This window comes from Martelella sp. HB161492 (genome assembly GCF_013184775.1).
Taxonomy (GTDB): domain Bacteria; phylum Pseudomonadota; class Alphaproteobacteria; order Rhizobiales; family Rhizobiaceae; genus Martelella.
This window is the reverse complement of sequence record NZ_JAATVV010000006.1, coordinates 289,187-314,870: the sequence shown is the minus strand read 5'-3', so window position 1 is coordinate 314,870 and position 25,684 is coordinate 289,187. Positions and strand designations below refer to the sequence as shown.

At 59.2% G+C, this 25,684-nt stretch carries 27 protein-coding genes; 10 read left to right on the top strand and 17 right to left on the bottom strand.

Annotation, left to right across the window (positions count from 1 at the left end; genetic code table 11):
• Positions 1 to 6 precede the first annotated feature (6 nt).
• From HCK86_RS12350 to HCK86_RS12340, 3 genes are all read right to left on the bottom strand, one after another.
• Entirely contained in the window at positions 7 to 687 is a 681-nt protein-coding gene (locus HCK86_RS12350; protein WP_348641070.1) for a response regulator transcription factor, read from the bottom strand.
• Complete coding sequence (locus HCK86_RS12345) at positions 680 to 2,239, bottom strand: ATP-binding protein (RefSeq protein ID WP_246739568.1); 1,560 nt, start codon at positions 2,237 to 2,239, stop codon at positions 680 to 682. The genes HCK86_RS12350 and HCK86_RS12345 overlap by 8 nt, the downstream gene beginning before the upstream one ends.
• A gap of 401 nt (positions 2,240 to 2,640) precedes the next feature.
• The gene (locus tag HCK86_RS12340; RefSeq protein ID WP_176084770.1) at positions 2,641 to 3,528 is read right to left on the bottom strand and encodes an aminoglycoside phosphotransferase family protein; all 888 of its coding nucleotides are present in this window, start codon (positions 3,526 to 3,528) and stop codon (positions 2,641 to 2,643) included.
• Positions 3,529 to 3,873: 345 nt separating this feature from the next.
• On the opposite strand from HCK86_RS12340, the gene HCK86_RS12335 reads away from it, so the two are divergent.
• The 6 genes from HCK86_RS12335 (at position 3,874) to HCK86_RS12310 (ending at position 7,444) form a co-directional block, all read left to right on the top strand.
• Positions 3,874 to 4,716, top strand: coding sequence for an alpha/beta hydrolase (locus tag HCK86_RS12335; protein ID WP_246739582.1), 843 nt, complete (start codon positions 3,874 to 3,876; stop codon positions 4,714 to 4,716).
• Positions 4,717 to 4,799: 83 nt separating this feature from the next.
• Positions 4,800 to 5,576: a DUF1275 family protein gene (locus HCK86_RS12330; protein ID WP_176084768.1), complete on the top strand. Its 777-nt coding sequence runs from the start codon at positions 4,800 to 4,802 to the stop codon at positions 5,574 to 5,576.
• 22 nt (positions 5,577 to 5,598) lie between these two features.
• Positions 5,599 to 6,117 (top strand): DNA starvation/stationary phase protection protein, encoded by a 519-nt coding sequence (locus HCK86_RS12325; RefSeq protein ID WP_176084767.1) that lies wholly within the window; start codon positions 5,599 to 5,601, stop codon positions 6,115 to 6,117.
• A gap of 84 nt (positions 6,118 to 6,201) precedes the next feature.
• Positions 6,202 to 6,513, top strand: a complete 312-nt coding sequence (locus tag HCK86_RS12320) for a hypothetical protein (RefSeq protein ID WP_176084557.1) — start codon at positions 6,202 to 6,204, stop codon at positions 6,511 to 6,513.
• 88 nt (positions 6,514 to 6,601) lie between these two features.
• The gene (locus HCK86_RS12315) at positions 6,602 to 7,177 is read left to right on the top strand and encodes an AraC family transcriptional regulator (protein WP_176084766.1); all 576 of its coding nucleotides are present in this window, start codon (positions 6,602 to 6,604) and stop codon (positions 7,175 to 7,177) included.
• 84 nt (positions 7,178 to 7,261) lie between these two features.
• Positions 7,262 to 7,444, top strand: a complete 183-nt coding sequence (locus HCK86_RS12310) for a hypothetical protein (protein ID WP_176084765.1) — start codon at positions 7,262 to 7,264, stop codon at positions 7,442 to 7,444.
• 61 nt (positions 7,445 to 7,505) lie between these two features.
• Here HCK86_RS12310 and HCK86_RS12305 read toward each other — a convergent pair whose 3' ends face one another.
• From HCK86_RS12305 to trxB, 14 genes are all read right to left on the bottom strand, one after another.
• Positions 7,506 to 7,751 carry a DUF2188 domain-containing protein gene (locus HCK86_RS12305; protein WP_176084764.1) on the bottom strand — a complete coding sequence of 82 codons (246 nt, stop codon included), beginning with the start codon at positions 7,749 to 7,751 and terminating at the stop codon, positions 7,506 to 7,508.
• 169 nt (positions 7,752 to 7,920) lie between these two features.
• Entirely contained in the window at positions 7,921 to 8,829 is a 909-nt protein-coding gene (locus HCK86_RS12300) for an AraC family transcriptional regulator (RefSeq protein WP_176084763.1), read from the bottom strand.
• A 537-nt stretch (positions 8,830 to 9,366) separates the two neighbouring features.
• Complete coding sequence (locus HCK86_RS12295; protein ID WP_176084762.1) at positions 9,367 to 10,446, bottom strand: ABC transporter ATP-binding protein; 1,080 nt, start codon at positions 10,444 to 10,446, stop codon at positions 9,367 to 9,369.
• Positions 10,447 to 10,492: 46 nt separating this feature from the next.
• On the bottom strand, positions 10,493 to 11,290 hold the full coding sequence (locus HCK86_RS12290; protein ID WP_176084761.1) for an ABC transporter permease: 798 nt from the start codon (positions 11,288 to 11,290) through the stop codon (positions 10,493 to 10,495).
• Positions 11,287 to 12,126, bottom strand: a complete 840-nt coding sequence (locus HCK86_RS12285; RefSeq protein ID WP_176084760.1) for an ABC transporter permease — start codon at positions 12,124 to 12,126, stop codon at positions 11,287 to 11,289. Before HCK86_RS12285 ends, HCK86_RS12290 begins: the two co-directional genes overlap by 4 nt.
• Positions 12,127 to 12,234: 108 nt before the next feature.
• The gene (locus tag HCK86_RS12280) at positions 12,235 to 13,278 is read right to left on the bottom strand and encodes an extracellular solute-binding protein (protein WP_176084759.1); all 1,044 of its coding nucleotides are present in this window, start codon (positions 13,276 to 13,278) and stop codon (positions 12,235 to 12,237) included.
• Between the two features lie 29 nt (positions 13,279 to 13,307).
• Positions 13,308 to 14,117: a creatininase family protein gene (locus HCK86_RS12275; RefSeq protein ID WP_176084758.1), complete on the bottom strand. Its 810-nt coding sequence runs from the start codon at positions 14,115 to 14,117 to the stop codon at positions 13,308 to 13,310.
• 96 nt (positions 14,118 to 14,213) lie between these two features.
• Positions 14,214 to 15,743, bottom strand: a complete 1,530-nt coding sequence (locus HCK86_RS12270; protein ID WP_176084757.1) for an amidohydrolase — start codon at positions 15,741 to 15,743, stop codon at positions 14,214 to 14,216.
• Positions 15,744 to 16,049: 306 nt separating this feature from the next.
• On the bottom strand, positions 16,050 to 17,708 hold the full coding sequence (locus HCK86_RS12265; protein WP_176084756.1) for a GMC family oxidoreductase: 1,659 nt from the start codon (positions 17,706 to 17,708) through the stop codon (positions 16,050 to 16,052).
• Positions 17,709 to 17,788: 80 nt separating this feature from the next.
• The gene (locus tag HCK86_RS12260; protein ID WP_176084755.1) at positions 17,789 to 18,736 is read right to left on the bottom strand and encodes a sugar phosphate isomerase/epimerase; all 948 of its coding nucleotides are present in this window, start codon (positions 18,734 to 18,736) and stop codon (positions 17,789 to 17,791) included.
• A gap of 228 nt (positions 18,737 to 18,964) precedes the next feature.
• On the bottom strand, positions 18,965 to 20,074 hold the full coding sequence (locus HCK86_RS12255) for a LacI family DNA-binding transcriptional regulator (protein ID WP_176084754.1): 1,110 nt from the start codon (positions 20,072 to 20,074) through the stop codon (positions 18,965 to 18,967).
• Positions 20,075 to 20,435: 361 nt separating this feature from the next.
• Positions 20,436 to 20,867 carry an OsmC family protein gene (locus HCK86_RS12250; protein WP_176084753.1) on the bottom strand — a complete coding sequence of 144 codons (432 nt, stop codon included), beginning with the start codon at positions 20,865 to 20,867 and terminating at the stop codon, positions 20,436 to 20,438.
• A 12-nt stretch (positions 20,868 to 20,879) separates the two neighbouring features.
• Positions 20,880 to 21,203, bottom strand: a complete 324-nt coding sequence (locus tag HCK86_RS12245; RefSeq protein WP_176084752.1) for a thioredoxin family protein — start codon at positions 21,201 to 21,203, stop codon at positions 20,880 to 20,882.
• Positions 21,204 to 21,230: 27 nt separating this feature from the next.
• Positions 21,231 to 22,175 carry a thioredoxin-disulfide reductase gene (gene trxB / locus HCK86_RS12240; protein WP_246739567.1) on the bottom strand — a complete coding sequence of 315 codons (945 nt, stop codon included), beginning with the start codon at positions 22,173 to 22,175 and terminating at the stop codon, positions 21,231 to 21,233.
• 209 nt (positions 22,176 to 22,384) lie between these two features.
• On the opposite strand from trxB, the gene HCK86_RS12235 reads away from it, so the two are divergent.
• From HCK86_RS12235 to HCK86_RS12220, 4 genes are all read left to right on the top strand, one after another.
• Positions 22,385 to 23,035, top strand: a complete 651-nt coding sequence (locus tag HCK86_RS12235; RefSeq protein WP_176084751.1) for a metalloregulator ArsR/SmtB family transcription factor — start codon at positions 22,385 to 22,387, stop codon at positions 23,033 to 23,035.
• 241 nt (positions 23,036 to 23,276) lie between these two features.
• The gene (locus HCK86_RS12230; RefSeq protein ID WP_176084750.1) at positions 23,277 to 23,774 is read left to right on the top strand and encodes a DUF2938 family protein; all 498 of its coding nucleotides are present in this window, start codon (positions 23,277 to 23,279) and stop codon (positions 23,772 to 23,774) included.
• Between the two features lie 224 nt (positions 23,775 to 23,998).
• Positions 23,999 to 24,661 (top strand): thioredoxin domain-containing protein, encoded by a 663-nt coding sequence (locus HCK86_RS12225; RefSeq protein WP_176084749.1) that lies wholly within the window; start codon positions 23,999 to 24,001, stop codon positions 24,659 to 24,661.
• 119 nt (positions 24,662 to 24,780) lie between these two features.
• Entirely contained in the window at positions 24,781 to 25,677 is an 897-nt protein-coding gene (locus HCK86_RS12220) for a LysR family transcriptional regulator (RefSeq protein WP_176084748.1), read from the top strand.
• The last annotated feature ends 7 nt before the right edge of the window (positions 25,678 to 25,684 follow it).

Sequence of the window (25,684 nt, the reverse complement as noted above, 5' to 3'; positions counted from 1 at the left end):
CCGAGGTCAGACGGCGCGTATTACTGATGGTTTTGACGTTGGCGGAGCAAGACCGTGACTTGCCTGTTCGGCGTTGCGGACCAGCTCGGCGACGGATTTGACCTGCATTTTCCGCATGACATTACCGCGGTGCAGCTTGACCGTGATCTCGCTGATTCCAAGCTCGAAGGCGATCTGCTTGTTCATCAGGCCCTGTACGACCCGTTCCATGACCTCGCGTTCGCGTGGTGTCAGCGTTTCGAAGCGGCTGTTGACCTCCTGATGGCGGTCCCGTTCGCGGCGGCTGGCGGCATCGCGTTCCACCGCGGCCAGGACAGCATCAAGAATATCCTGATCACGGAACGGTTTTGCCAGAAAGTCGACCGCGCCGGCCTTCATCGCCTGCACACTCATGGAAATATCGCCATAGCCCGTCATGAAAATGATCGGATGAGTGCTGCCCTCCTGCGCCAACTGCGACTGGAAGTCGAGACCGCTGACGCCGGGAAGCCTGACATCAAGAACGATGCAACCCGGTTGTGACAGATCTGCCTCGGCGAGAAAGGCATCCGGACTGGCAAAGGCCTGCGCGGCAATCTGGACGGACTGGAACAGGTCGACCAGTGATTCCCGCATGGAGAGGTCATCATCGACAATATAGACGACGGGCCCCCCGGCTTTTGGCTGCGCATTCTTTCGTTCACGCACTGGCTGTCTCCTTCGGCAACGTGATTTCGAACAGAGCGCCGCCGTCCGGATGGTTCCGTCCGGTGATGGTGCCCCCCCTTGCTTCGATCGTATTCCGGCAGATCGAAAGACCTATCCCCATGCCATCCAGTCTGGTCGTGAAGAAAGGCGTAAACAGCTTCTGCATTGCTTCCGGGCTCAATCCTTGTCCCGTGTCGTGCAGCGTTATCGAGATGGTGTCGCGCTCGGCATCCGCATGCAGCGATATCGCCAGAGCCCGGCGATCCGGTGATGTAGCCTTTATGGCCTGAATGGCATTGGAAATGAGATTGATCAGCACCTGCTGGAGTTCGAGGCGGCCGCTGCTTATGACCGGCACGGCGGCATCATGCGTGAATTCCACCGTGATCGCTTCACGCTGAAGATCATATTTCATCAATGTCAGCGTATCATCGACGAGCCGGATCAGGTCGAGGGCCTGGGTTTCGCCGGGTTGCGAAAACAGCATCGACCGCGTGTTCCTGAGAATATCGCTTGTGCGCTGGCTGTCCCGTGCAATCCGCTCGGCGGAACGCCTGGCAGCCTCCATGTCCGGTGGGTCGCGATCGAGCCAGCGCAGCAGCGTCTGGGCGTTGACGGCAATGGCGCCGAGCGGCTGGTTGAGTTCATGGGCAAGCGAGGCGGAGAGCGCGCCGACCGTCGCCGCGCGCGAGGCACGGGCCAGTTCTTCCTGGGCCTTGGCCAGCGCGTGTCTGGCCTGTTCGCGCTGGGTGATGTCGACCATGCTGACCACTACCCGGTCATAAGCGACCTGTTCTTCGGGAAAGCTGATGCTCAGAAGAACGATCTTCGGCTCGCCGACATCATTCAGGACCTCTGCATTGTCCTCGAAATAGCTGGCGCCATTCATGATCGCCTGCAGCAGCGATACGAAGGTTTCGCTGTTGAGCGGAATAAAGTCGTGCATGGTGGCGTCGGAGGCACTGGTTGCCGATGAGCCGAGAAGGTCGATTGCCGCATCATTGGCGGCGACGATCTCGATCATGCCGATGCAGCGATTGATGAATTGGGGATCCTGTCTGGCAACGGTGCGGACATCGCCGAAGCCTCTGGCTTTCAGGTCCATCAGATAGGTGCGGAGTTTCGAATAGTCGCGCTCCCACAGCGCCACGCGGGTGCGTTCGAAGATGGAACGATAGCGCCCCTCGCTCAGTCTGAGGGCGGCATTCGTCTCGAGCAGCGCGAATCTGGCGCGGTCATTGCGCAGCAGCAGCGTGGTCGTCAGCCCGAGGGCCACCAGCGCGACGCCGAGGCGCAGAAAGGTCTGAAAGGTCGGATCGCTGGCATGGGTGAGAAAGAAGGAAACGAGCGCAAGAACCAGAAAGATGACGGAGAAACGGATGAGGCCGGTGCGGCTGACGGCCTGGGAGGCGAGCAGAAGCGCAATGGCATAGAGAACGGCGATCGCGCCCTCGATATCGGTGAAGGTGTCGACGGTAAAGATCACCGCTGCAACCAGCACCGTTGAGGTGGCAAACAGGCGTTCGTGGCGGCCTGCCTGTTGCTGTGCCAATGTCCACTCCAATCCCTGCATCATCAATGGTCTTGCCTTTCCCTTTCAAGCCTATCGGTTACGGCAGCCCGGCGGACCTATACAAAGGTCTAGTCAAATGCGTCACGCTGCGTTGAGGGCTTCACGCCACCGCTTGAGGCTTGTGCAGGAAGGCCGCCTTTCCTAGGGGGAAGAAAGGCGGCCTTCGCGCAAATTGCGGATCCGTCCTGATCCGGAGGGAGGGGAACCCGGATCAGGGTAACGTTTCCCGCGATCACCCCGTCGGCGGCACGATCGGGGCAACAGCGACAAGGCTACAGCTTTTCCTGCAAGATGCGCCCTATACGTGGGTTTAGGCACGCTGGACATGGGTTTGGGCCGAAGGCGGTTCGGGGCCTGAGCGAGTTTCAGGCTGCCCGGCGCTAAACAAGGAGATCAAGTCTCGACAGGGTGAGCCTGCACTGCCGGCAAAGCGGTTCGTTCCTGCCGCCGCGATAATAACTCAGGGCGATGACAGCGCCGTAGAGCGCCCAGGCCTTGCCGCGCAACCAGTCTCCGTCACCTGCTTCCAGGGTGTTTCTGAATTGATGCCGGGCTGATGGGCTGACCCAGAACCATGCTGCCGCATAGTCGGCCGCAGGGTCGCCGACGGCGGAAAGCCCCCAGTCGATCACGGCGGAAAGCCTGCCATCAAGGGCGAGAAGGTTATCGGCCTTCAGATCGCCGTGCAGCCAGACGGGCTGACCGCGGTGGGTTTCCGCCAGTGCCGTGTCCCAGAGACGCCGCGCCGGGCCTGTATCGATTTCATCGGCAAGGATAGTGATGGCGGCAAGTGTGCGCTCGGACATCTCGGCCAGTGGGACACCGCGCGACATGTTGGCTGTGCCGGACCTCGGTGCACCGATGGTTGCCTTTTGATGCAGCGAGTTCAGAAAAGCGGCCAGCGCCACCGCCGCCGCATCGGCATCCGCAATGTTTTCAGGCGTGGCAGGTGTGCCGTCAATCCAGTCGAATATCCCGAAGGGGCAGTCCATGCCCAGATCTGCATGCCCCCGGTATCGCAATGTCGGTGTCGCAAGAGGCAGGTCGCTGAGATGCGCAAGCCAGTCGAGTTCCTTGGTGATCAGCGGGATGGCCGCCGCCCGGCGCGGAATGCGCAGAACAAGGGTTTGGCCGATACGGTAAAGAGCGTTGTCAGTCCCGGTTGTGTTGATCTGCTGCACCGGTCTACCCGCCCATAGCGGCGTGTGCCTGCCAAGCAGGTCATGAATCAGCGCGTCGGTTACGGCAAGGTCATCCTCATGCATCATGCCGATCCTAAAGCAGATCAGTATTGCTGCAATATGACCCGATCAGCGCTTCAGCCCGAACGTCCGGTGATCAACACAAAACATTACGATTGTCCAAACCGCGCGCGTTTTTGACAATCGCCAGTTCGCGCTCCCGGCTAGCGTTCCACCTGTCAGTCCAGCCGATGGGCTCGCCGCCATTCAAAGGAGACGCAGGTGAACAATGCAACGCAGTTTTTCCTCTCACGCCGGCAGGTGCTGATTGCCAGTGCCTCCGTCTCCACCGTTGCGGCCTTGCCGACATTTGCGATGGCGCAGGAGCCTCAGAACCAAACAGCGCAGAACCAACCCGAAGGAGCGAGCCAGATGGCCGAGAGCTTTATCACCACCAAAGATGGCGTCGAGATTTTCTACAAGGATTGGGGGCCGAAGGATGCCCAGCCGATCATGTTCCACCATGGCTGGCCGCTTTCCAGCGATGACTGGGATGCGCAGATGATGTTCTTCGTCAACAGGGGCTTCCGTGTTGTCGCCCATGACCGTCGCGGCCACGGTCGCTCGGCGCAGGTGAGTGACGGACACGATATGGCGCATTATGCCGCCGATGCCGCAGCCGTCACGGAAGCGCTCGATCTGAGGAATGCCGTTCACATCGGCCACTCCACCGGCGGCGGCGAAGCGCTTGCCTATGTGGCCCGCTACGGCCAGCCGCAGGGCCGCGTTGCCGGCCTCGTCATGGTGGCGGCCGTGCCGCCGATCATGGTCAAGACCGAAAGCAATCCCGGCGGCACGCCGATCGAAGTCTTCGATGATTTCCGCAAGCAGCTTGCGGCGAACCGGGCGCAATTCTTCCTCGATGTCGCTTCCGGCCCGTTTTATGGCTTCAACCGGCCCGATGCGAAGGTCTATCCGGGCGTGATCAACAACTGGTGGCGTCAGGGCATGAATGGCAGCATCAAGGCCCATTACGAGGGCATCAAGGCCTTTTCGGAGACCGACCAGACAGCCGATCTGAAGGCCATCACCGTGCCGACGCTGATCCTGCAGGGCGATGACGACCAGATCGTGCCCTACAAGGATGCCTCCGAGCTCCAGGCAAAGCTGGTGCCGGGCTCGACACTGAAGATCTATCCGGGCTTCCCGCACGGCATGCTGACAACCCATGCCGAGGTTCTCAATCCTGACATTCTGACCTTCATTCAGGATTGATCGTAGAGGCCGCTTCCATGGCGGGGCATTGCCGTCATGGAAGCAGGGCCGACAGCCTTACCCGCTTCTGATGGAGTCATTCCATGTCCCGGTCTTCGATCGCATCGGTGCTGAGCTTCAATGGCGGCTATGTCGACACGATGGGCTTTGTCGCCCTGAACGGGCTCTTCACCGCCCATGTCACCGGCAATTTCGTGACCCTGGGTGCTACCCTCGCAAACGGGACCGGTGGCGTGCTGGCCAAGCTTCTGGCGCTGCCGGTTTTTTGTATCACCGTGCTGCTGGCGCGCGCTTTCGGCGACTGGATGCAGAGGCGCAGGATTCAGGCGGTACCGGTCTTTCTGGCGCTCAAATGCGCGCTGTTTCTGCTCGCCGCGCTCCTCGCTGTCGTGCTGCCGCTGCATGATCGCGCCGGCGACGCATCCGTGCCGCTGGGCATGGTTCTGGTGGTGGCGATGGCGATCCAGAATGCGCTGCATCGCACGCATCTGACCGATCAGCCGCCGACGACGCTTCTGACCGGAACCACAACGCAGATCATGCTGGACCTTTCCGACGTCCTCTTCGGCGACAGAACGAAGGGGCTGCCCATCTATCCGCGGCTCATGCCGCTGATCCGGGCGCTCGTTCTGTTCGCCGCCGGATGTGCGGTTGCGGCGCTGGCATACCGGGTGTCGCACCGGTTCTGCTTCTTCATTCCGCCGCTCACCATTGCCGCAGCCTTGATGCTCAGCTGGCGCGAAGAGAGGCCGGTTCCACACAAAGCCCGCCCGGCCGCCGAAGCGGATGACAGGGTCGACGAGGCCCTGCGGGAGAGCTTTCCGGCCAGTGATCCGCCGGCAAGCGGGCGTTTTGACTAAATCTCAACAAGGAGACCGAAAGATGGATAGTAATACTGCCGCACGTCGCAGCGCATCGCTTCACACGCCGTCGGGGCTTGGCGTCGAGGCTGCAAGGGATATCACCGCCGGTGCGAACGCACTGCTGGCCGATATTTTTGCCGTGTTCCTGAAAACCAAGAATTTTCATTGGCATATGTCCGGCGCCAGTTTCCGCGACTGGCATCTGATGCTCGATGATCACGCCGATGATCTGCTGGCCATGACCGACCCGCTTGCCGAGCGCGTGCGCAAGCTCGGCGGTCTGACGCTGACCTCGATCGGCGATATCGCCGCAAAGCAGCGGATCGCCGACAATGACGCCGAATTCGTCCATCCGCACGAAATGCTGGCGGAGCTGCGATCCGACAACGCCGATCTGGCCGCCCGCATGCGCGCGCTTCATGGCGTCTGCGACGAACATGGTGACGTCGCCACGGCGAGCCTTCTGGAGAACTGGATCGACGAGACCGAAAAACGCATCTGGTTCCTGTTCGAAATCCTGCGCGCCACCAACGCCTGACGGTGCCAGACTGCCGGACGGATGCGCTCCCCTCCGCGTCCGTCCGGTCTTTTTGGGTCGGCGGGCACCGCATCCGGACCGCAAATGGCGGATTTTGGGCTGAGCAAGGAACAGTTGCCGGCGGTTGTCGAGCCGGACGGCCATATTCTGGTGCGTCCCGACCTGATGACGCTTGTCGATCAGCTCGGCATCGCCGAAGAACCGGCGGCCGGGACGGTCTCGGCGTCGCGACCAGGCATCTTCGCGATCGGCGATGTCAGAAACGGCTCAGTCAAGCGCGTCGCCTCCGCCGTTGGCGAAGGCCTTGCTGGCCGTGGTGCAAGCCACGGCCTTTCTGGCGCGACCCGCAGACCTATACGCGGGTATAAGGCCGGACAAACGAATGTCTGGCATTGACGAACACGAGTGTAATTCAGTCGACTGCTACTCTCGGTCACCATCGGAGCATCGAATTTGCCGATCAACCATCTCCGAGGAACTGACCATGACCTATCCCGATCCAACGCTGACGTCGTTTGCCACAGTTGAGGCAATCTTTGCCGATCCCGCCTCCGCGGGCGTTTCCAAGCTTATCGGTCAGGCGCTGCTGCTGAACGGAAACGATCGCGGCAAGGCTCTGACCTGCCTGAACCAGGCGCAGCAGATCATGGCGAAAGGCCCGGACGAGGCGGCGGACAGAACGCCGGCGGCGAAGCCGGTGGTCGCTGCAAGGGGCGGCCTTGCACCTTGGCAGGTCTCCAAGGTAAGGCGTCATATCGAGGAAAACATCGACGAAACGATTACACTCGTCAAACTGGCAGGCCTTCTCGGGCTGAGTGTCAGTTATTTTTCATCCGTTTTCAAAGTGAGTTTCGGTGTTTCGCCCCATGCCTTCATTATCGCCCGGCGGGTCGAAAAGGCGAAAAGAAGCATCGCGCTGACAGATGCACCGCTTTCGGAAATCGCCCTTGACTGCGGCCTGTCCGATCAGGCCCATCTTTCGCGTATTTTTCGCCGTCACACCGGCGTGACGCCGACAGACTGGCGGCGTGCTTCGATCCTGGCCGCACAGCCTCGATGATTTCAGGACAACGTTGCTGACTGCCCGCTGTGAGACGGCCACGCCGTCCGGGCGCCTGTTTCATACCCCAAAGGAACTTGATCCATGACCAAGAATGACACGCAGCTTCCACTTCGCGACGGCATTGAAAGCCTGGCGGAACCGGTCGACCTTGAACGGATACTGCCCGGTGAGAAGTTTCGCCGTCCCCGGACCATCAAATTGACGCTCCCCGTTGCCCTTGGCGGGCTTCTGGTCGCCATGACCAATGACATGCAGCAAAAATGAACCGGCCGGCCGGACCGCAGGCCCTGAAAGCCCGCGGCCCGGTTCGCAATCGTCGGCCAGGTCATTCGATATCGTCAACAACAATGGTCTCGGGCCGATCGCCACCATCGGCATATTCGCGATGCCATTCGCCATCTTCCGTTTCATAAAGAATATGGGCATCCCTGCCGCCGGCGCGCTGCTTGGCGGCAGCCGAACGCGCCGCCGCAAGGGCAGCCTTATGCGTGGGGAATGTCTCCGACCAAGCCTCCTCCATCCGGTAGGCATAGCCATCAGCGTGCAGGCCGACATGATAGATAACGGTCATCAGCGTGTCCTTCCCGTTCGTGTCTGGGCTATCCGGCGCGGAAGCCTTGTCGGAAAGCAGACTGCAACGCCCGCCGCATGTCTTGTCAAAAGTGATTTTTCCGCTCGCCGCTGCAGATATTTCAGACCTCAGGTCAAACGCATGAATTGCCGGGGCCTGTGGCTTTCTCTCAGGCGGTTCGCCGCCAGAGGCCCGGTGTTGCACCGGTCGCTCTGGTAAAGACGCGGGTGAAGTGGCTTTGATCGGAAAAGCCGCAGGCTAAGGCGATTTCGGCAAGTGAGAGCGTCGAGGAGCGCAGCAGTTCGCAGGCCCGCGAGACGCGCGCATTCAGCAGCCACTGATAGGGTGTCATGCCGGTCGTCTCACGGAAGGCATGGATGAAATAGCCGCGCGACAGATTGCAGGCGCGCGCGACCTCGAGAACCGAGATGTCGCCATGCAGATTCTCGCTCAGAAGGTTCTTTGCCAGGACCTCGTGTGCCCGGGACAGTTTCCTGCCGGGAGCTGCTCTACGCGTCGCGCCGCCGTAACGCTGGACGATATGCGTGCCGATGGCTGTGGCCAGCTGATCGACAAACAGCTTGCTGCTCTCGCCTGGATTCTCGATCGCGGGGGCCATGGCCTTGACCAGGCTGGCAAGGACGGTATCGGTTTCCGCTGTCTTGAGCTGAAGCTCGGTCACCGTGGCAAGATCGCTCTCCTGAGCGATATTTTGCAGTGCGGCAGGTGAAATCTCCAGAAGCAGGAAGTCAAACGGGCCGGCGAGATCCGCCTTGTAGGGATCGGCCAGATTGCGGATGTAGAGCCCGTCTTGCGGAAAGACGAAGCTGGCAGCGTGATGCGCGTGAAAGATCCGCCGCCTGTGTCCGCTGGCCATGGATACCCCGATGGCAAAACCGCGATTGCTCGCATCTGTCGCGACCTGGCTGAGGTGCTCATCTTCGGCACTCTTGCGGAAGAAGCTGATATCGCCACCACGAAGGCTCTGGTTTGTCGAGAGTTGGCTGAACGGGCAGCCAAACGAGTCAATGGTCTTTCCCTGATGCGGCGCAGTGGCTGAAGCCAGATTCTGGAGCATTGTCTCTTCCTCGACGGGTAACGTCAGAAAATGAAGGCGTCGTGTCTTTGGCGATTCGGCAGGCAGCTCAAGGTCATTGCCGGGTTCATGACCCAAGCAGCCATTCTTTGAAATGAGAACATCAGAAAAGGCCAACAAGCACGCTGTCTGGACGGCCACGCCAGATTCCAGCAACAATGACAGGAAACACGAGTTATTTGCTCAGGTCAAATCACCAGGGTGTTGATGAGATGCTTTCACGCAGATTTGCCGCCCGCTTGGCCACAACGGTCAGTCCGACCTGGCCTTGTCGGAAAAAAAGTGGCAGCGCGCCGGAAATGGCGCATGCACTGAGCGGCGAGGGAAATCCCGAATTTGCCACCACGACAAAGGTGGCCGGCGCGCGAACGTTGTCGTTTATCGGGAAGACGGCAAAAGCGGCTGATCGCCAAAGCCGTCTCGCATGGGACTGCTTTGGCATTTTTTTCGCGTTCTCTTTGGCGCCGGTGAGATCATGCTGGTCTTGGGGACCGGGGCCGCATCAAAGACCTGTCGTTGTCATCCCAGCCGGCGTCCGTCTTCTGTGTCGAAGATCGGAGGCAAGGTTTGCAGGTAGATATGACCCGGTGTTGACGGAAGGGTGTCGGAGCGCCCGAGCCGAACGATCAGTTTCTGCGTTCCGACATCGACATGAACGAGCCGCTCGGCCCCCAGATATTCGACCGTTCTGATGGCGCAGGGCAGTGAGGCAAGGGCGCCTTCGGCAGAAAAGCTCAGCTCTTCCGGCCGCAGACCCAGGTGATATTTCCGGCGCTTGATCTCGGCGAGCTTCTGACTGAGGTGAGACCCGGCGTCCCAGTTTGTGTCTTCGAGCCGGTAGCCGCCGTCGACGCGACGGGTGACTTCGAGCAATGAAGCAGGTGGTGAGCCGACAAATGTCGAGACGAAAGCATGTTGCGGCTGTTCGTAGATCGCCTGAGGTGCATCGTGCTGAAGCACGTGACCATTGTTGAGCACTACGATGCGATCGGCGAGCGTCATGGCTTCGGCCTGGTCGTGGGTGACCATGATCGTCGTCAGCCCGGTGCGATTGTGAAGCTCGAGAAGCTCGGCGCGGACGCTGGTGCGCAACACGGCGTCGAGATTGCTCAGCGGCTCATCCAGCAACAGAAGTTGCGGCTTGATCGCCAGCGCACGGGCAAGAGCCACACGCTGCTGCTGGCCGCCGGACAGCTCTGAGGGCATCCTTTCTCCCAGATGCGTGAGTTTCACCAGATCAAGAGCCTCTTTGACATTAGCGGCAATCTCGGTCTTGGCGACCTTGCGCATACGCAGCCCATAGCCGACATTCTCGGCAACGGACATATGCGGAAACAGGGCATAATTCTGGAAGACCAGACCGATACCGCGCCGGTTGGCCGGGACATCGGTGATCGTTTTTCCGTTCAGTTTCAACATTCCGCCATTTGGCTGCAGCAGACCGGAGATCATCCGCAACAGGGTCGTCTTGCCGCAGCCGCTCGGGCCAAGCAGAGCCAGAAACTCGCCTTTCTGAACGTCCAGTGAGACGGAATGGAGCACTTTGGTGTCACCATAGGCCTTCCACATATTCTCGATGGAAAGATAAGTGTCGCTCACGTTCTTTGTCCTTTATCGCAGTGCTGATATGTGGCGGGTGAGAGAATTAGAGGCGGCTTGACCAACGAAACATCCGTTCGCCGATAAGAACCAAAGCAACGGCGACCACCACGAACATGGCGCTGAGTGCCACCGTTGTCGGATCAATGCCCTGGCTGCGCATTTCCGAATAGACCCTTACGGGATAAGTCAGATAGCGCGAGCCGGCGATCAGGACCGATACCGTGACTTCATTGAATGAGGTGAGGAAGGTGAAAACCGCACTTGTGAGGAGGCCCGGCCAGATCAGAGGCAGGGTGATTGTTCGCAGGACCTGGCTTTGAGAGGCGCCGAGGCTGAGTGCAGCACCTTCAAGTGTTTCATCGAGCTGGCTGAAGGTCGTCATCATGATCCTGACGGCGAAGGGCAGACAGAGTGTCGTATGGGCCAGGACAAGGCCGATCAGCGAGCCGCCGATACCGATCCGCGCGTAGATCTGCGTCAGGCCGACGGCCCAGACGATATGCGGAAGCGCCAGAGGAGCAAGGAGCAGGCCCTCGGTCGCTGCCTTGCCGCGAAACTCACTCTTGATGAGCGCGCGCGCCGACAAGGCGCCGATGATGACGGCAAGCGCGGTGGAAATCGTTCCGACGATCATGCTGACTCGCAACGCCGCTGCATATTCCGGTCTGCTAAAGGCGGCAACATACCATCGCAGGGAATAGCCTCGCGGCGGAAAGCGGAACGCTTCTGAAGCATTGAAGGAGGAGAGGAAGATGACAAAGATCGGCGTCAGAACGACGATGAAGCCAATGATGATGATGGCGATCCAGACAAGATCGATCAAGCGACCGTGTAGTTTCATTTCTGGGCTCCCGACCAACGCTTCAGCGCGAATGTGACAAGGGCAAGAATGATCAGCATGACCACCGCCAGAGCAGAGGCGAACGGCCAGTCATTGACCATGGCCACCTGTTGATACATCACGGTCCCGAATGTCGGTGTCTTGCCCTGACCGAGAATTTGCGGCGTCACAAAGGACGTCACGGCGGCAAAGAATACCAGCACGCAGCCCGCCAGAATGCCGGGCATGGCAAGCGGCAGGATAACGGTTCTCCAGATCTGGAACCCGTTTGCGCCGAGGGAGTGGGCTGCCAATTCCATGTCGCGGGGCAAGCGGCTGAGTGTCGTCACCAGCGGCAGGACCATGAGCGGCAGAAAGGCCTGAACCAGGCCGATCAAGACGCCGGTCTCGTTGCCGAGAAAATGGATCGAGCTGTGAATGAGACCGAGCGATTTCAGCGCACCGTTGACAAGCCCGAGAAGGCTGAGAAGATTGACCAGACCCAGTGTCTGCACCAGCGCACCGCTGATCATCGGTGTCAGGATCAGAATAATGAGCAGGCCGCGCGCCTTTCGCGCCCGGTGGGAAATCCAGCGTGCAATCGGCAGGCCGAAAGCGAGGCAGATGGCAACCGTTGCCAGGCCGATCAGAAGCGTGCGCCAGACCACTGACAGAAAGAAGCGGTCAGTCAGAATACGAATGTAGTTCTTGAGCGTGAAACTCGGATCGAGGAGCAGCGAGCCTTCCTTTTGCGACCAGAAGCTGGTGACTGTCAGAAAGGCGAAAGGCAGTATGAAAACGGCGAGCGTCAGGGCAATGCCCGGCAGCAGAAAAATCGTCGTCTTGGCTTTTGTCATATATTTGATCCCTGAAACCGCGATGCCTTTGCCAGAGGCCGGATCGTCGCGACCATGAGTGCCGCGACGATCTTTGTTTCCGCCGAAGGGGGCGGCGGGAAATCCGGCTCAGTTGCCGAGAATTTCCTTGTTCCAGCGATCGGTCCAGTCGCTGCTGTGGCTCATGACATAGGGCCAGTCGAGCTGCACAAGGCTGTTCACTTCTTCGGGCGTATCGATGACCTTTTCGGAGATCTCGGGCGACAGCTTGACGTTCTTGTTGGTCGGCCCAAAGAACAGCTTGTTGGCATAGGCCGTCTGCGTGTCGACATTCAGGGCCAGTGCGGCGAAGCGCTTGGCGAGCTCGGGCTGCGGGCTGTTGGCGACGATGCAGAGCATGTCACGCACCAGAACCGGGCCTGGATCCGTCGGGAAATGGAAGGCGACATTGTCATAGTTGGGCAACGATGCCATCGCGTAGCCGCCGATGATCGGCGCAGCGGCAATCTCACCGGAATCGACAAGGCTCAGCAATTCGTCGAGATTGCCGTAGGTCAGCGGAACCGGGGTCAGTTCCTTCAGTTTGGCGAAGGCTGCATCCGGATCATGCTCATCGGTTCCTGCGAGGCGAGCGGCAATCGCCAGAAGGCCGTTGGCTTCAGCTCCGGGGAAGGGCGGCAGGGCAATCTTGCCCTTGAACTGCGGATCCCAGAGGTCTGACCATTCTGCCGGCTTCTTGATCATGTCCTTGTTGTAGACAATGCCCAGCCCGTTCAGCGACATGGCATAGCAGCCCTGGTTCATGCCGGGCCAGATGTCCTTGTAGAAGGATGCGTTTTCATCTGGTGCAACCACGATGCCGTCTTTTTCAGCCTGGGGAGCCTGGAAAATGTTGAGGAAGGCGACATCCATGGTCGGATTGTCTTTCTCGGCATAGAGCTTTGCAAAACGATCGCCGGTTCCACCGAGAAGAAGTTCAACCTTGGCGCCCGTTTCCTGCTCAAGAGGGCCGACAACATGGTCGCGGATCAGCTTTTCAATATCGCCACCCCAGACGCCGACCACCAGGGTCTTGCCTTTGAAATCCTGGTCGGCGAAGGCGCTCTGGCCGACAAGTGCAGCACTGGCGGCGCCGACGATCACGAGTGATTTGAGAAGTTTCGCTATTTTCAATTTCGTTCACCTCTTGAAGATTGTTGTTCTCAGTTTTTCGGCTTGCTTTTGAGAAGATCGTTCGCCGATGCGATCTCGGCCAGAATGCCCGCCAGGGCTTTGGCTGCATGATTGACCAGCATGTGACCCGCTTCCGGCGTGGCTGCGCGTGCATCACCGCAGGCACCGAATGGGTTGAGGTCCTGGCTCATCCAGCCATAGCCGGCCGTGCGTGATCCGCCGGGGCCGGCGCCAAGATGCTGGAAGCGCTCTTCGTATCCGATGGCGTTGGAAACGAAATCACGGATCTCAACCTGACTGACCAGTTCGGGGTGAAGCGCCATCATGATCGAGGTTTCAATCGCGCCGGCATGAATGTCGAATTCAAGATGCGGGAGATTGAAGAGCCCTGAGGGGATCCCGGCATCGCCACGACTGGAAAAGGCGACGAGCATGTCATGACGCGCGCGCATTTCGAGCGCCAACGGATAGAGCAGAGACTTGTTGCCACCATGGGTGTTGTAGATGAGGACGCGGCTGATGCCGGCGGCGTGCACGCGCTCCAGTATCACTGTCAGATAGTCAAGCAGAAGCTGGGTCGACTGCGATAATGTTCCTGCGAATTTGAGGTGTTCCGTTGAAACGCCAACGGCTTGCTCGGGAAGGACCAGCGCGGTAACACTCTCATCAAGAAAGCTTCCTGCCCGGTGAATGATGCCACGATTGATCAATGTGTCGGTACCGACCGGCAGATGCGGTCCGTGCTGTTCAATGGCCGCGATCGGCAGGATAGCCACCGCATTGGTCGGCAAGTGGTCGAATTCTCGGGTTGAGAGATCCATCCAGTTCATCAAGGGCATGTCGATTTCCACATCCGGTTCCGATTGTATTGGCGTATTCAGTGTTGTGGTGTCCGAGGGGCCGTCAGTGCCGTGCTCCGCCGCATTGTCTCCGTCTCAGCGCACGGCCTTGCTCGCAGGTTGGAGGCGAACGCGTGGTCCAAGACCGATTTCCCGCTCGGTCGCCTTCGCATACATCTGGTCGAGAAACGGGCGGACGGTGGCTGCGTGGCGGGTCATTTGCGGGCATTCTTCACGCAGGAACCGGTCGGCGGCTTCGGCGATTTCCCCGCGCAGCGCCTCCTCGTCGACACAGCAGAGCTTTCGATCCTTCATGACGACCTTTCCGGCGATAATGCTGGTCTGAACCGCTTCCGAACTGGCGCTGAAGGCAATCTGCTGGACCGGATCGTGAAGCGGCATCAGGCCCCATTCATGGCGGTCGAGAAGAATGATATCGGCCTGCTTGCCCACCTCGATTGATCCGACGGCATCGCCCATCAGTCCCGAGCGGGCGCCGCCATGCGTGGCCATCTGCATGACGTCATGGGCACCAATCCATTCGGAATAGTCAAAAGTGCCGATCTTGTGAACCATCGACGCGGCCTTGAAGGCCTGGAACATGTCTGCCGTATCAGCCGAGGCAACGCCGTCGCAGCCAAGTGCGACATTGACACCGGACCGCAAAAGCGTTCTGACCGGTGACACGCCGGAGCCAAGCTTGAGATTGGCCAGCGGATTATGCGTGATCGAACAACCGGCGTCGCCCATCATCTCGATGTCGCTCTCGGTGAGCCAGATGGCATGATTCATCGTCAGGCGGTGCGTGAGGCAACCGACATCTGCAAGAAAACCGACGAGGGTCTTGCCGTATTTCTCTTGCCCCGTGACGGCCTGGGTCTTGGTTTCCAGAACATGGCAATGGATTGGCAGGTCGAGGGAGCGCGAAAGATCAGCCACCGCGCCAAGCAATTCCGGCGAGCAGCGTTGCGGGCCGCAGGGTCCCAGAATGATCCGCATATTATCCTTTTCATGCCAGCTGTCGCGGAGCTGGTGAAAAAGCGCGATCTGGTCCTTGGGGCCGGGCACGGGCAGAGCATCGAGCGTCTGCACCAGTGCTTCAGGCATGATGTTGCGCAGGAAGGGCAGGCTGTCGCAATAGCCTTCGTCCCACATGGACGCTGTGATCCAGCCACGCAGACCGAGATCCCGATAGGCTGAGGCCGTCGCGTCAACAGCGTCGGGCGTGAAGGCGAGGTTGAGGACGTCGTCTTGAAGCGTGGTGACCCCGGAGCGGATGGAGACGATACCGACCAGCATGGCGCGCAGATATTTGTCCCGCCAGGTCATGTGCGGGACATGGGCCGGCGGATAGACTTCCGAAAGCCAGATTTCGAGCGGCAGATTGTCGTAGCGCCCCATCTCGAAACCCTCGTTCGAATGCATATGGGCGTCGATGAGGCCGGGCATCACGATGCGGTTGGCCGCATCTATGGTTTCAAGGTCCGGAAGCGCTGAAGCCTGTTGGGAAAGGTCTGCTCCGACGGCTGCGATCGTGTCACCACAGATAAGAACGTCGCCCCGCTCCAGCACCGTTTGATGAATGTCATTTGTGACGATGTAGCCATGGCGGATCAATCGGTTCATGCGCTTCCCTTTTGAACGTCAGGATTGGTGGTCAATGCGGTTCAATTGGGACAATGGAGGATCTCAATCCGTCCGGCAGAACGCCTGCGGCCATGGCCATCGCCTGGCAGCCGCTTTGTCTCCTGTTTCAAGTGTAGCAATTTTCTGGCATTATTGAAGTCAAAAAATTGCGTTTTAGTAATTATTTTTGCGCAAAAATAGCGCAATGTTTTGTCATCTTGCCCAGAAAACGTCCAGATTGCCCCTGTTGCGCTCCAGCGCGCCCAGGCAAGATGTCGAAGATCCGTGATGGCCGGTGGCGTCGTGCTAGTGCAGCCGGCCGGCCCGAAGCTCTTCACCAAGATGGCGGCAGGCCCGCAGTGTCAGTGCCATCACGGTCAAAGTCGTGCCGGCAACGCCACAGGTCGGAAAGGCACTGGCGTCGGTGACGAAGAGGTTCTTGACGTCCCAGCTCTGGTTCCACCGGTTCAGCACCGATGTCTTCGGGTCTTCCCCCATGCGGGCGCCGCCGGATTCATGAATTGCCGAGCCCATGGTCACCGTGCGCTTGAACATCAGGCGAAACATCAACCGGTAGAAGAGCGGCAGATCGGGATAGGCGCCACGTCCGGTTTCTTTCAGCCCGAGCGGTGAGCCGACGAATTCCAGACGTCCGCCGACCCCGGTGACGATCTCTTCCAGCGTGGCTATTTGCTGCTTGAGCAGGGCGCGGTCTGCCTCGCTCATGCGGCAGGTGATGTGCGCGATCGGAATGCCGAAGGCATCGCGCCGTCTGGCATTGATCGTTATGTGATTGTCGGGCGAAGGCATCATCATGCCGAAGCCGAAAAAGTCGAGCCGCGCCGGTGCGCTGGCTGCAACCGGCTTGCGGCCAACGCTGATCTGGTAGTCAAAACGGTTTGTGGCATAGCCGTTCTCGCCGACGAAACGGGGAATGAAAACACCACTGAGCGGGGCGTAAAACGGATCTGGCGGCAGGCTGTCATCACCTGAAAATCCGGTCATGTCGGGATATTCGCCGGACGCGATGCAGGGGAGCTGGTCCATGAAATAGCGCCCGAGAAGGCCTGACCCATTGGCAAGTCCGGCGGGATGTTCAGTCGATGCTGAGTTCAGCAGCAGGCGAAGGCTTTCGATCGGGGAGGCGCATAGAACAACGGCGGCGGCACGGATGGTCCGTCTGCTCTTGTCATGGCGGTCGATCAGCTCGGCACCCGTTGCAAGGCCGGTTTCTGCGTCCGTGAGAATGCGGCTTGCGATCTGATTGTAGAGTACGGTGAGGTTGCCGCTTGCCAGAGCCTTTTGCATGGGTTTGGCAATGCGTGAGGGGTCCGGTGCCATATAGCGCCAGGACGTGACGCGTCGCCCTGGCCATTTGCCTTCAACGCGCAGCTTGAAGCTTTCTTCCGCCGGGGTGATCTTTGCGGGTCCGGCAAAATCCCCATCCGGCTGGGTCGGCACGCCGTCCGGATTGCCGTAGACTCCAAGTGTTCGCTCGACCTCACTGTAAAAAGGGGCGATTTCATCGTAGCTGACCGGCCAGTCGACGCCGTCGCCACTGCGAGAGTGCAGGCGAAAATCATCGTCCGACCAGCGCATCAATACCCGGCCGAAGGTGTGCAGTCGGCCCCCGGCCTGCCTGCCCCGAATCCAGTGAAACGGTGCATCGGCCGGGGTCGTATAATTGTTCTGGCGATCATTGACAAAAAGGTGGGCCATGCTCTCGGAGAAAAATGCCGCCCGGGACTGAATATGCTGCCCTTTCACGGTTGCCCTTGCCCGTTCCCAGAAGTTGATCGGGTCTGGCGGTTCCTTGGCTTTGTCCGGGTCCAGGTCTTTCGGTCCGATTTCGGGTCCGGCCTCCACGAGGACGACTTTCAGGCCTTGCGCCGTGAGCTCTTGAGCCGCGAAGGAGCCGGCAGCTCCCGATCCTATGACCATAGCGTCGAAGCGTGTCTCGTTCATTTGGTGTCTCCTGCATGGCGCAGACATACGCCGCGCCAAAGATCCGGCACGGCGAGGCGCTGAACTGGGAATGTTTCTGCTTAATTCTGGCTGGCAAGCGTCTGAAAGAACGCGATGCCCTTGCGAATGGCGGCGGCCGGGTCAGCTGCGGCATCGAGCTCAAGAATGTGCCAGTTTAGCGCGTGGCGGTCGCGCATTCTTGAAAGCCAGGCCTTCCAATCGACCCGGCCGGCGCCGAAATCACAGAAATAGGGCTGATGGCGCAGGAAGATGTCGGCATCAATGGGCGTGTCTGCGGGCATCGGCCCGATGGCATCTTTCCAGTGTGTGAGAACAATGCGCTCACGATAGCGATCGATGACCGAAACAGGATCGCCACCCATAATGAGGATATGCGATGAATCCGGGCAGAAATGAACATAGGCCGGATCGGTCAGCATCATCATCAGATCAATGTCACGGGGCATGGCGAAGATTGAATGCGATTCGGTATGCAGGGCGAGGCGGACGCCGTGGTCGGCCACGGCAACGCCGAGCTTGTTAACAAAATCGGCGACGACCTGCGCGGCAGCAAGGTCGTAGATGCGGGCCGGGCGGTCACCAAGCGTTTGTCGCATCGTCAGTCCGGCTGCCATGACATCGGCGCCGCTGGCGCTGAGAAATTCCGCGTAGCGTCTGGCCCGCTCCAGGAGTCGCTCTGTGGTTGCCCTGTCCGATAGGTCATGTCCTTCTGCCAGGTCTGAGAAGAAACCACTTGCCACCGAAAGGTTTCGCGACCCGAGCGCCTCGGCAAAGCGTGTCACGGAGCCGAATGTCGAAACCGCTTCGCTCCAGTGAAAGGGCGAAAAGGTCAGCTCTATCCCCGTGACACCCGATGCAGCGGCCGTGTCGAGTGCTTTGTCCCAAAAGGCGGCGGGATCGGCGCGGGCGATATCGCGAATGCCGGCCTCGCTGTCACAGCCCCAAAAACCTGGATGGTTGAGTGTCACGAAATCAACGCCGAAGCGGAAATCTGGTTGGCTGGTCATCGTTGTGGCGCTTTCACAATGCGGTCTGTGAGACGGATCGGTGCCCCAGACAGTCCGGTCGACACGTCAGAAAATTCGAAGTCAGCGCAATATCCGGATAAGGATGCGTCAAAGTCAATACGCTAATAAAAATTTGCGCTAAATTTGCGCAATTTTTTATGAAAAGCATGCTGGAACCGACCACAATCGGTGTGGTCGGACACGGTGCTGCGGATGCTGGCAGATGGTTCAGCTTCTGGCGGCTTGGGTTTCACGCGATCGTGCCGGCATGGGCGGCGCAACAGTTTCCCCGGGGGTGAGCGCGACCGGCACGATCACATCGCTGGTTGCGCCATTCAGGTCCGCCATCCGTTCGACCATCAGCTTCATGGAGTTGCGGGCCATGGTTGCGAGCGGCGTACGCACGGTGGTCAGCCGTGGCGAGATGAGCGATGCAGCCTCGATATCATCAAAGCCAACCACAGACAGGTCCCCGGGCACGGAGACTTTTTGCTGTCTTGCCGCCATCATAATGCCGATGGCAATGCGGTCGCTCGCGGCGAAGACCGCGGTCGGTGGATTTGTCAGTTCAACGAGATGCGGGAGGATGGCCTGACCGTATTGCTCACTGAACTCACCCATGCGCACAATCTGCCCGTCCGGATCGATGCCGGCACGGGCAAGAGCATCGCGCCAGCCCCGGAGCCGTTCTTTCGTCGAATGCAGCTCGGCGATGCCGCCGACAAAGGCGATTTGCTGGTGACCATGGTGGATGAGGTGGGAGGTTGCCTGATAAGCGCCAGAATAGTTGTCGACCATGACGCAATCAACAGGGAGATCGCCCTGGAACTTGTCGTCGAATATGATGACGGGCACCCCTTTTGCGATGATCGAACGCAACAGCTGCGGTGCAATCAGCTGTCCTGACGTGATAATGCCATTTGCAACGCCTGAGGCGAAAAGCTGCATGCACTTTGCCTGCTGAACCGGGCTCTCGAGCGCCGAGGTGACCAGTACATCCATGTCATAGCTTGCAGCCGCCTTGACGACTTCGTCCATGATGGTGCCAGAATAGCCGTCGGCTGAATTCGGGATGATCAGCCCGATCACAAGCCTCTTTGGCGGCGCCGTCGTATCACCTGACATAAGGGGCTTGGCGCTATCGTAGCCGACATGCTTCATGGCTGCTCGGATTCGTTGCTCCGTTTCAGCCCGCAATGAGATATCGTCGCGCAAAAATCGCGAAACCGTCGAGACCGATACGTCGGCCAGTTCCGCTATGGCCCGTAAAGTCGGACGCTTCATCGTTTTCACCTCGTCGTTAACAACGGGCATATACGTTGCGCCAGGTTTGCGCAACAAGAGGTGTCGAAATGAAACGAACAGTGCGATGCCGTGGAACGTCTCTGTTGACCAGGGGGAGCTTACGGAGTCGGTACCCTCACCCAGCGGCGGTGCCTATCCGCATCGGCAACGCGCCTTTTCGGAGCCGAAAATGGGTCATCCGGCAACTGGAAGAACGGATCAGAACGCGTGAATGCCGTCGCCAGTTGAAGCGGGGCCTCCGGCTCTGTGCGCAGGCTACGATCTGGTTCTGCCGGATGGGGTGGCGGCGGGACCGCGATGTCGTGGTCGCGGCCCCGGCTGGGCTCTTCAAAAATGGATATGAAGGGCCGGACAATTGGCGCGCCGATAGATGATCTGACGCGCCCAGCGCGGATCAGGGCGCAATCGAGATATTTGCCTTGGCATGGATCGAAACGCCCGCCTTGCGCGCCAGGTTGCCGACAGCGCAAATCTTGTCCGCAGTCTCGACGGCGCGCTGCGCAGCTTTGATATCCGCGTCGCTTGCGGCCTGTTTCAACTGAAGGAGGGCTGTGTGTTCAATCGAGAAGGCCTCGTCGGTCGCGACCGCCGACGTCTCCACGGCAAGTGTTTCGACGGGGATTTTCTTGTTTGCCGTGATGGCGCGCAGGGTCGCTGTGAAACATGCCAGCGTGGAAGCCGTGTAGAGCTGCTTCGGATCGGCGCCCGCGCCGCTGCCGCCGAGGTCTGCCGGAATGCCGATGGTAACATCCCAGCCGTCGCCGGAAATCTTGCCCTGACCCTTGAAATCACCCTGCCATGCAGCGGTCAGTTTCATCTCTGCCATTGTCTTGTCCTTTCAGGCTGCTGCCTTGATTGCGGCGGTATAGCGTTCCTTCGGGTTGAGCCCGACAACGCCTTGAACCGGCTTGCCATCCTTGAAGATGATCACCGTTGGAACGGAGCGGATGCCAAAGGCGCCGGCAATTTCAGGCGCGACATCGATGTCGACTTCTGCAAAGGCGGCATCATCCTTCAGTTCTGCCGCAACATCGTTGTAGATCGGCTCCAGGGCGATGCAGGGCCTGCACCAGGTTGCCCAGAAACGAAGCACCTTCACCGAGCCGGTGCCTTCCATGAAGCTGTTGAAATTATTGCTGTCGAGTTTGGTAACGTTGGACATGAATGTCTCCTTGGCGTTTCGGTATTGTCACGCAGCGTGCTGATCCGGCAGGCCGGCAAGATATTGCTCGGCCTCAAGGGCTGCCATGCATCCCTGGCCTGCAGCCGTTACCGCCTGGCGAAACCGGTCGTCGGCGACGTCGCCAGCGGCAAAGACGCCCGGTATCGTGGTCGCCGTGCTGTCGGGAGTGGTGCTGATATATCCGCCTGGTTTCAGTGCCAGCTGACCGGCGAAGAGAGCGGTTGCCGGACTGTGGCCGATGGCAATGAAGACGCCATCGGTGGCGATCTCTTTCAGATCGCCGTTGCGGGTATCGCGAAGCTGAACACCGGTGACGATCCGGGGCGTCTCAGTCCCGGTGATCTCGGCAATTTCTGCGTTCCAGATCACCTCGATCTTCGGATGGGCAAAAAGACGTTCCTGCATGACTTTCTCTGCGCGCAGACTGTTGCGGCGATGAACCAGAATCACCCGGCCAGCGATGCCTGCAAGAAACAGCGCTTCTTCGACGGCGGTATTGCCTCCGCCCACGACCACCACTGTCCGTCCCCGGTAGAAAAATCCGTCACATGTGGCACAGGCAGAAACGCCACCGCCCTGGTAAAGGGTTTCAGACGGCAGGCCCAGCCAGCGCGCTTTGGCGCCGGTGGCAATGATCAGGGCAGAGGCGGTATATTCAGCGCCGCTGTCACAATGGAGCCGGAGCTCCACATCAAGGTCGGCCCTGGTAACAAGGTCCGAGACGATCTCTGTTCCCATCCTGACCGCCTGATCGCGCATCTGCTCAACGAGCCATGGCCCCTGAATGGCGTCGGCGAAACCGGGATAGTTTTCAACATCCGTGGTGATCGTGAGCTGACCGCCCGGTTCCAGTCCCGTCAGAAGCAAAGGAGACAGCCCTGCGCGCGCGGCGTAGATGGCAGCGGTGTAGCCGGCCGGACCGGCGCCGATAATGATTAGCTTTCTGTGCATGACCTTGCCGTTCATTGTGCTAAAGGTCATATATGCGCTTGGCAGAGCGGTTTAAGTTCTATTTCAATATCAATATATATTCTGAAATAGAATTAATTGGCGCGTCATATCTTGCCGAGCCGGTCCAGAAGGGCGCCTTACGCAATCAGGACCTGACGCCTCCAGGCGGGACGTGAGATTAAGATATCGAGATAACAGCAGCAGAGCAGATGAGCGACTTCAATCTGAAATTCTATCAGGACCTGAGTGAACACGCCAAAGCGCTGGCAAACGCACACCGGTTGCTTTTGCTGGATCATCTTGGTCAGGGAGAAAGGTCTGTTGAGCGTTTGGCCGAGATCTCCGGACTGTCCGTTGCCAATACCTCGCAGCACCTGCAGCAGTTGCGCCGCAGCGGTTTCGTCCAGTCACGCCGGGATGGCAAGCATGTTCTGTATCGTTTGGCCGAGGGTCCGGTGATGGATGTCATTCAGGCAATGCGACACTATGCAGCCTTTCAGCGTGCGCTTCAGGACGATCTTCGCCAGGACAGTATTGCCTCCCCTGAAACACTGGAGGCAATTTCCCGCGACGCACTGATCGAACTCCTGAACACTGGCAGTGTGACGCTTCTCGATGTCCGTCCGGAAGAAGAATACCGTCTCGGACACCTGCCGGGGGCGACCAACATTCCGGTCGCCGATCTGGCGCATCGTATCGCCGAACTGGACACCGGACGGCAGGTGATTGCCTATTGCCGTGGCCCTTATTGTGTCCTGTCTTCCCAGGCAGCGCTGCTGCTTGCCAGGCAAGGCTTTCATGTTCGACGGTTTCCAGATGGTGTCGCCGAATGGCAGGCCGCCGGGCTGCCAACCGAATAGTCGTCGTCTGTTTCTCTTTTTGACAGGTTTCTAGCGCAAGCGAGCCACTCCAGTCCATCTGTGCCGCAGGAGCCTTGAATGCTGCAGCTTGCCAGATGGCTCTTGCAGTACGATCAATCATTCAATAAAATATTTGAATGATTGACTTATGGCGATCGTGACGATTCCCGGCCGCTAAGGCAGAAGGCAGAAAGATCTGCCCATCGGCCAGGCCTGAACAAAGCAGAGGACAGAAACGGGCATGAGTGATGTAATCCTCTTTTCACTGGTTGTCGGAATTGGCGCGACAATTGCGCTTGATATCTGGGTCATGATCGTCAAGTGGGTGACCGGAATCCTGCCGACCAACTGGGGCGTTGTCGCCCGCTGGCTGATCGGCTTGACCCAGGGGCAATTCATCCTGAACGGCGCCGACACCACACCGCCCAGTGCCGGACAGCGTGCCCTTGGCTGGGCTTTTCATTACGTCATCGGCATCAGTTACGCCGTTTTGCTTCTGCTGTTCTGGGGCAGCGGCTTCATTCACCACCCGACCGTCTGGCCTGTCGTCATTATCGGCTTTCTCGCCAGCACGCTCGCAGGCATGTTTATTCTCTTTCCCGGTCTCGGGGCCGGCGTCATGGCGCATAAACTCCCCAACCAGGCCGTCATGCTGCTCTACCTCGTTGTGGCCCATGCCATTTTCGCGGCGGCCCAATATGGCCTCGCCAGCTGGGTTGCCAGCGCTCTATCTTATTGAATCTGCGCATTTTTCGCGTTGCGGAGCAGAACGCAGTCCGAAGGCCGCTTCAATCTGTCACGCTTGCGACCCTATTATTCAATAAGATAGTTGAATGACGGGTTGGCGACTGCTTTCGAGGCCATCAGCTATGGTCTGGACTCCTTCACCTTGCGATGGCGCTTTGCTCCCGGTTCAGATCAATTGCACCGCTCAGGCAAGCGATCGCAACGAAAGGATCAGCTATGATCACCATTCACGGCAGCTTCTGCGATTTTTCCAAATACCGATTTCCTGCGATCCTGACCGCGCTGGGCCTGATGGTGCTCGCATCACAGGCGATTGCCGGTGATGCCGATCTTTCCGCGGCCGCCGGGCGGGCGGATCGGCCAGAGGGGAGCAGCACCGCCGCTGTCACGCTGGTCGAGTATTCGTCCCCCACCTGCAGCCATTGCGTCGCGTACCGGACCACGGTGGCACCGCGCATCAACGAGGCGTTCGTGCAGACCGGGAAAATCCGCTATCTGTTTCGTCCCTTCGTCCGCAACAATGTCGACATGGCGATTTTCATGCTGGCTGAAGGGCAGAGTGCAGAGAATTACGACCAGTTCGTCGCCTCCTTCTATGCGCATTATGACGATCTGATCAATGCTCAGGACCTTAACCAGACACTGAGGTCGATTGCCGCGGAAAATGGTATATCGGATGCGGAATTTGACCGTCTGGTCACCAATGAGGACGCGTTTCAGGCGCTTCGCAGCCTGACGGATCAGGCCGTCGATGATTTCGACGTCCAGGGAACGCCATCCTTCTTCATCAATGGCGCAAAAATTGTCGGCGGCATTCCCTACGACGAGATGAAAGCACATCTGGACGATGCCATTGCCAAGGCGAATGCAGCGGACTGACCTTCGACCGCTCGCGTTCGGGCGCTGCATCCATTGCCGTATCCACGCATGACGGCTATATTAATTCCAGAACTGAATTGAAAGAAATTCCATTCTGGACTTTATGGAGCGCGGATATATTGGAAATCAAGGAGCTGCGCTGTTTCATACGCGTTGCCGAAACGCTGAATTTCAACAGGGCTGCCGAGCTTTTGAACATGTCTCAGCCTGTTGTCACCAAGACCGTTGCACAGCTTGAGCACAAGCTCGGCGTGAAGCTTTTCGAGCGCACGACACGGCGGGTTTCACTGACAGCGTCAGGTGTTGTCTTGCGACGCGAGGCCGACGGCTTGCTCAGGCATCTCGATGAAGTGCAGCGGGCGGTGCGACATGCGATTGCAGAAAAGAGCGGTCGCTTTTCCATTGGCGTCACGCCGCTGGCGATGCAGACGGTTTTCCCGCAGGTGATCCGCGGCTTTCGCGTTTCGCATCCCGAGATCGAGGTCTCAATTCGCGAGCTGCCGACGGATGCCCAGTGTCAGGCCTTGCTGGCGGCGGATATTGATGCCGGCTTTCTGCTGGCACCGGCAAGTGACCCGGAACTCGACATGCGCGAGATCCATGCGCAGAAAATGCGCCTGGCTGTTCCCGCCTGCCATCCGCACATGAAGGGCTATGCCGGTGGCCCGCTTCCGCTTTCCGCTTTCGCCAGCGACACCTTTATCATCCCGCCGCGCGCTCAGAATCCAGGTGTTCATGACGAGATCATTCGCGCCTGCGCCGTTTCCGGATTTCGGCCGCGTGTCAAGGACTGCACGGAGGGGCAGACCTGTCTCTGCCTGGTCGAGGCGGGCATGGGGGTCAGCTTCGTCAGCAATCGGATCGATTGTGCGACCAGTGATGACATGCATATTGTCGATCTGGAAGAACCGGCGCCCGTCCTCAGTGTTGCTCTGGCCTGGCGGCGCAACGATCCTTCCCCTTTGCTTGAGACCCTCCGCGCATTGGCCGTGGATGCAGAAAAGGCGGCCGCATAAGGACCGC

Excerpts from the sequence above, each read along its gene's own strand:
- HCK86_RS12275 (WP_176084758.1), bottom strand. The coding sequence starts at position 14,117 with ATGCCCTTGATGAACTGGATGGATCTCTCAACCCGAGAATTCGACCAC.
- HCK86_RS12325 (WP_176084767.1), top strand. The coding sequence starts at position 5,599 with ATGGATAGTAATACTGCCGCACGTCGCAGCGCATCGCTTCACACGCCG.
- HCK86_RS12285 (WP_176084760.1), bottom strand. The coding sequence starts at position 12,126 with ATGACAAAAGCCAAGACGACGATTTTTCTGCTGCCGGGCATTGCCCTG.
- HCK86_RS12235 (WP_176084751.1), top strand. The coding sequence starts at position 22,385 with ATGAGCGACTTCAATCTGAAATTCTATCAGGACCTGAGTGAACACGCC.
- HCK86_RS12245 (WP_176084752.1), bottom strand. The coding sequence starts at position 21,203 with ATGTCCAACGTTACCAAACTCGACAGCAATAATTTCAACAGCTTCATG.
- HCK86_RS12305 (WP_176084764.1), bottom strand. The coding sequence starts at position 7,751 with ATGACCGTTATCTATCATGTCGGCCTGCACGCTGATGGCTATGCCTAC.
- HCK86_RS12225 (WP_176084749.1), top strand. The coding sequence starts at position 23,999 with ATGATCACCATTCACGGCAGCTTCTGCGATTTTTCCAAATACCGATTT.
- HCK86_RS12250 (WP_176084753.1), bottom strand. The coding sequence starts at position 20,867 with ATGGCAGAGATGAAACTGACCGCTGCATGGCAGGGTGATTTCAAGGGT.
- HCK86_RS12340 (WP_176084770.1), bottom strand. The coding sequence starts at position 3,528 with ATGATGCATGAGGATGACCTTGCCGTAACCGACGCGCTGATTCATGAC.
- HCK86_RS12320 (WP_176084557.1), top strand. The coding sequence starts at position 6,202 with ATGGCGGATTTTGGGCTGAGCAAGGAACAGTTGCCGGCGGTTGTCGAG.
- HCK86_RS12310 (WP_176084765.1), top strand. The coding sequence starts at position 7,262 with ATGACCAAGAATGACACGCAGCTTCCACTTCGCGACGGCATTGAAAGC.
- HCK86_RS12330 (WP_176084768.1), top strand. The coding sequence starts at position 4,800 with ATGTCCCGGTCTTCGATCGCATCGGTGCTGAGCTTCAATGGCGGCTAT.
- HCK86_RS12335 (WP_246739582.1), top strand. The coding sequence starts at position 3,874 with ATGGCCGAGAGCTTTATCACCACCAAAGATGGCGTCGAGATTTTCTAC.
- HCK86_RS12265 (WP_176084756.1), bottom strand. The coding sequence starts at position 17,708 with ATGAACGAGACACGCTTCGACGCTATGGTCATAGGATCGGGAGCTGCC.
- HCK86_RS12315 (WP_176084766.1), top strand. The coding sequence starts at position 6,602 with ATGACCTATCCCGATCCAACGCTGACGTCGTTTGCCACAGTTGAGGCA.
- HCK86_RS12290 (WP_176084761.1), bottom strand. The coding sequence starts at position 11,290 with ATGAAACTACACGGTCGCTTGATCGATCTTGTCTGGATCGCCATCATC.
- HCK86_RS12270 (WP_176084757.1), bottom strand. The coding sequence starts at position 15,743 with ATGAACCGATTGATCCGCCATGGCTACATCGTCACAAATGACATTCAT.
- HCK86_RS12260 (WP_176084755.1), bottom strand. The coding sequence starts at position 18,736 with ATGACCAGCCAACCAGATTTCCGCTTCGGCGTTGATTTCGTGACACTC.
- HCK86_RS12300 (WP_176084763.1), bottom strand. The coding sequence starts at position 8,829 with ATGCTCCAGAATCTGGCTTCAGCCACTGCGCCGCATCAGGGAAAGACC.
- HCK86_RS12230 (WP_176084750.1), top strand. The coding sequence starts at position 23,277 with ATGAGTGATGTAATCCTCTTTTCACTGGTTGTCGGAATTGGCGCGACA.
- trxB (WP_246739567.1), bottom strand. The coding sequence starts at position 22,175 with ATGCACAGAAAGCTAATCATTATCGGCGCCGGTCCGGCCGGCTACACC.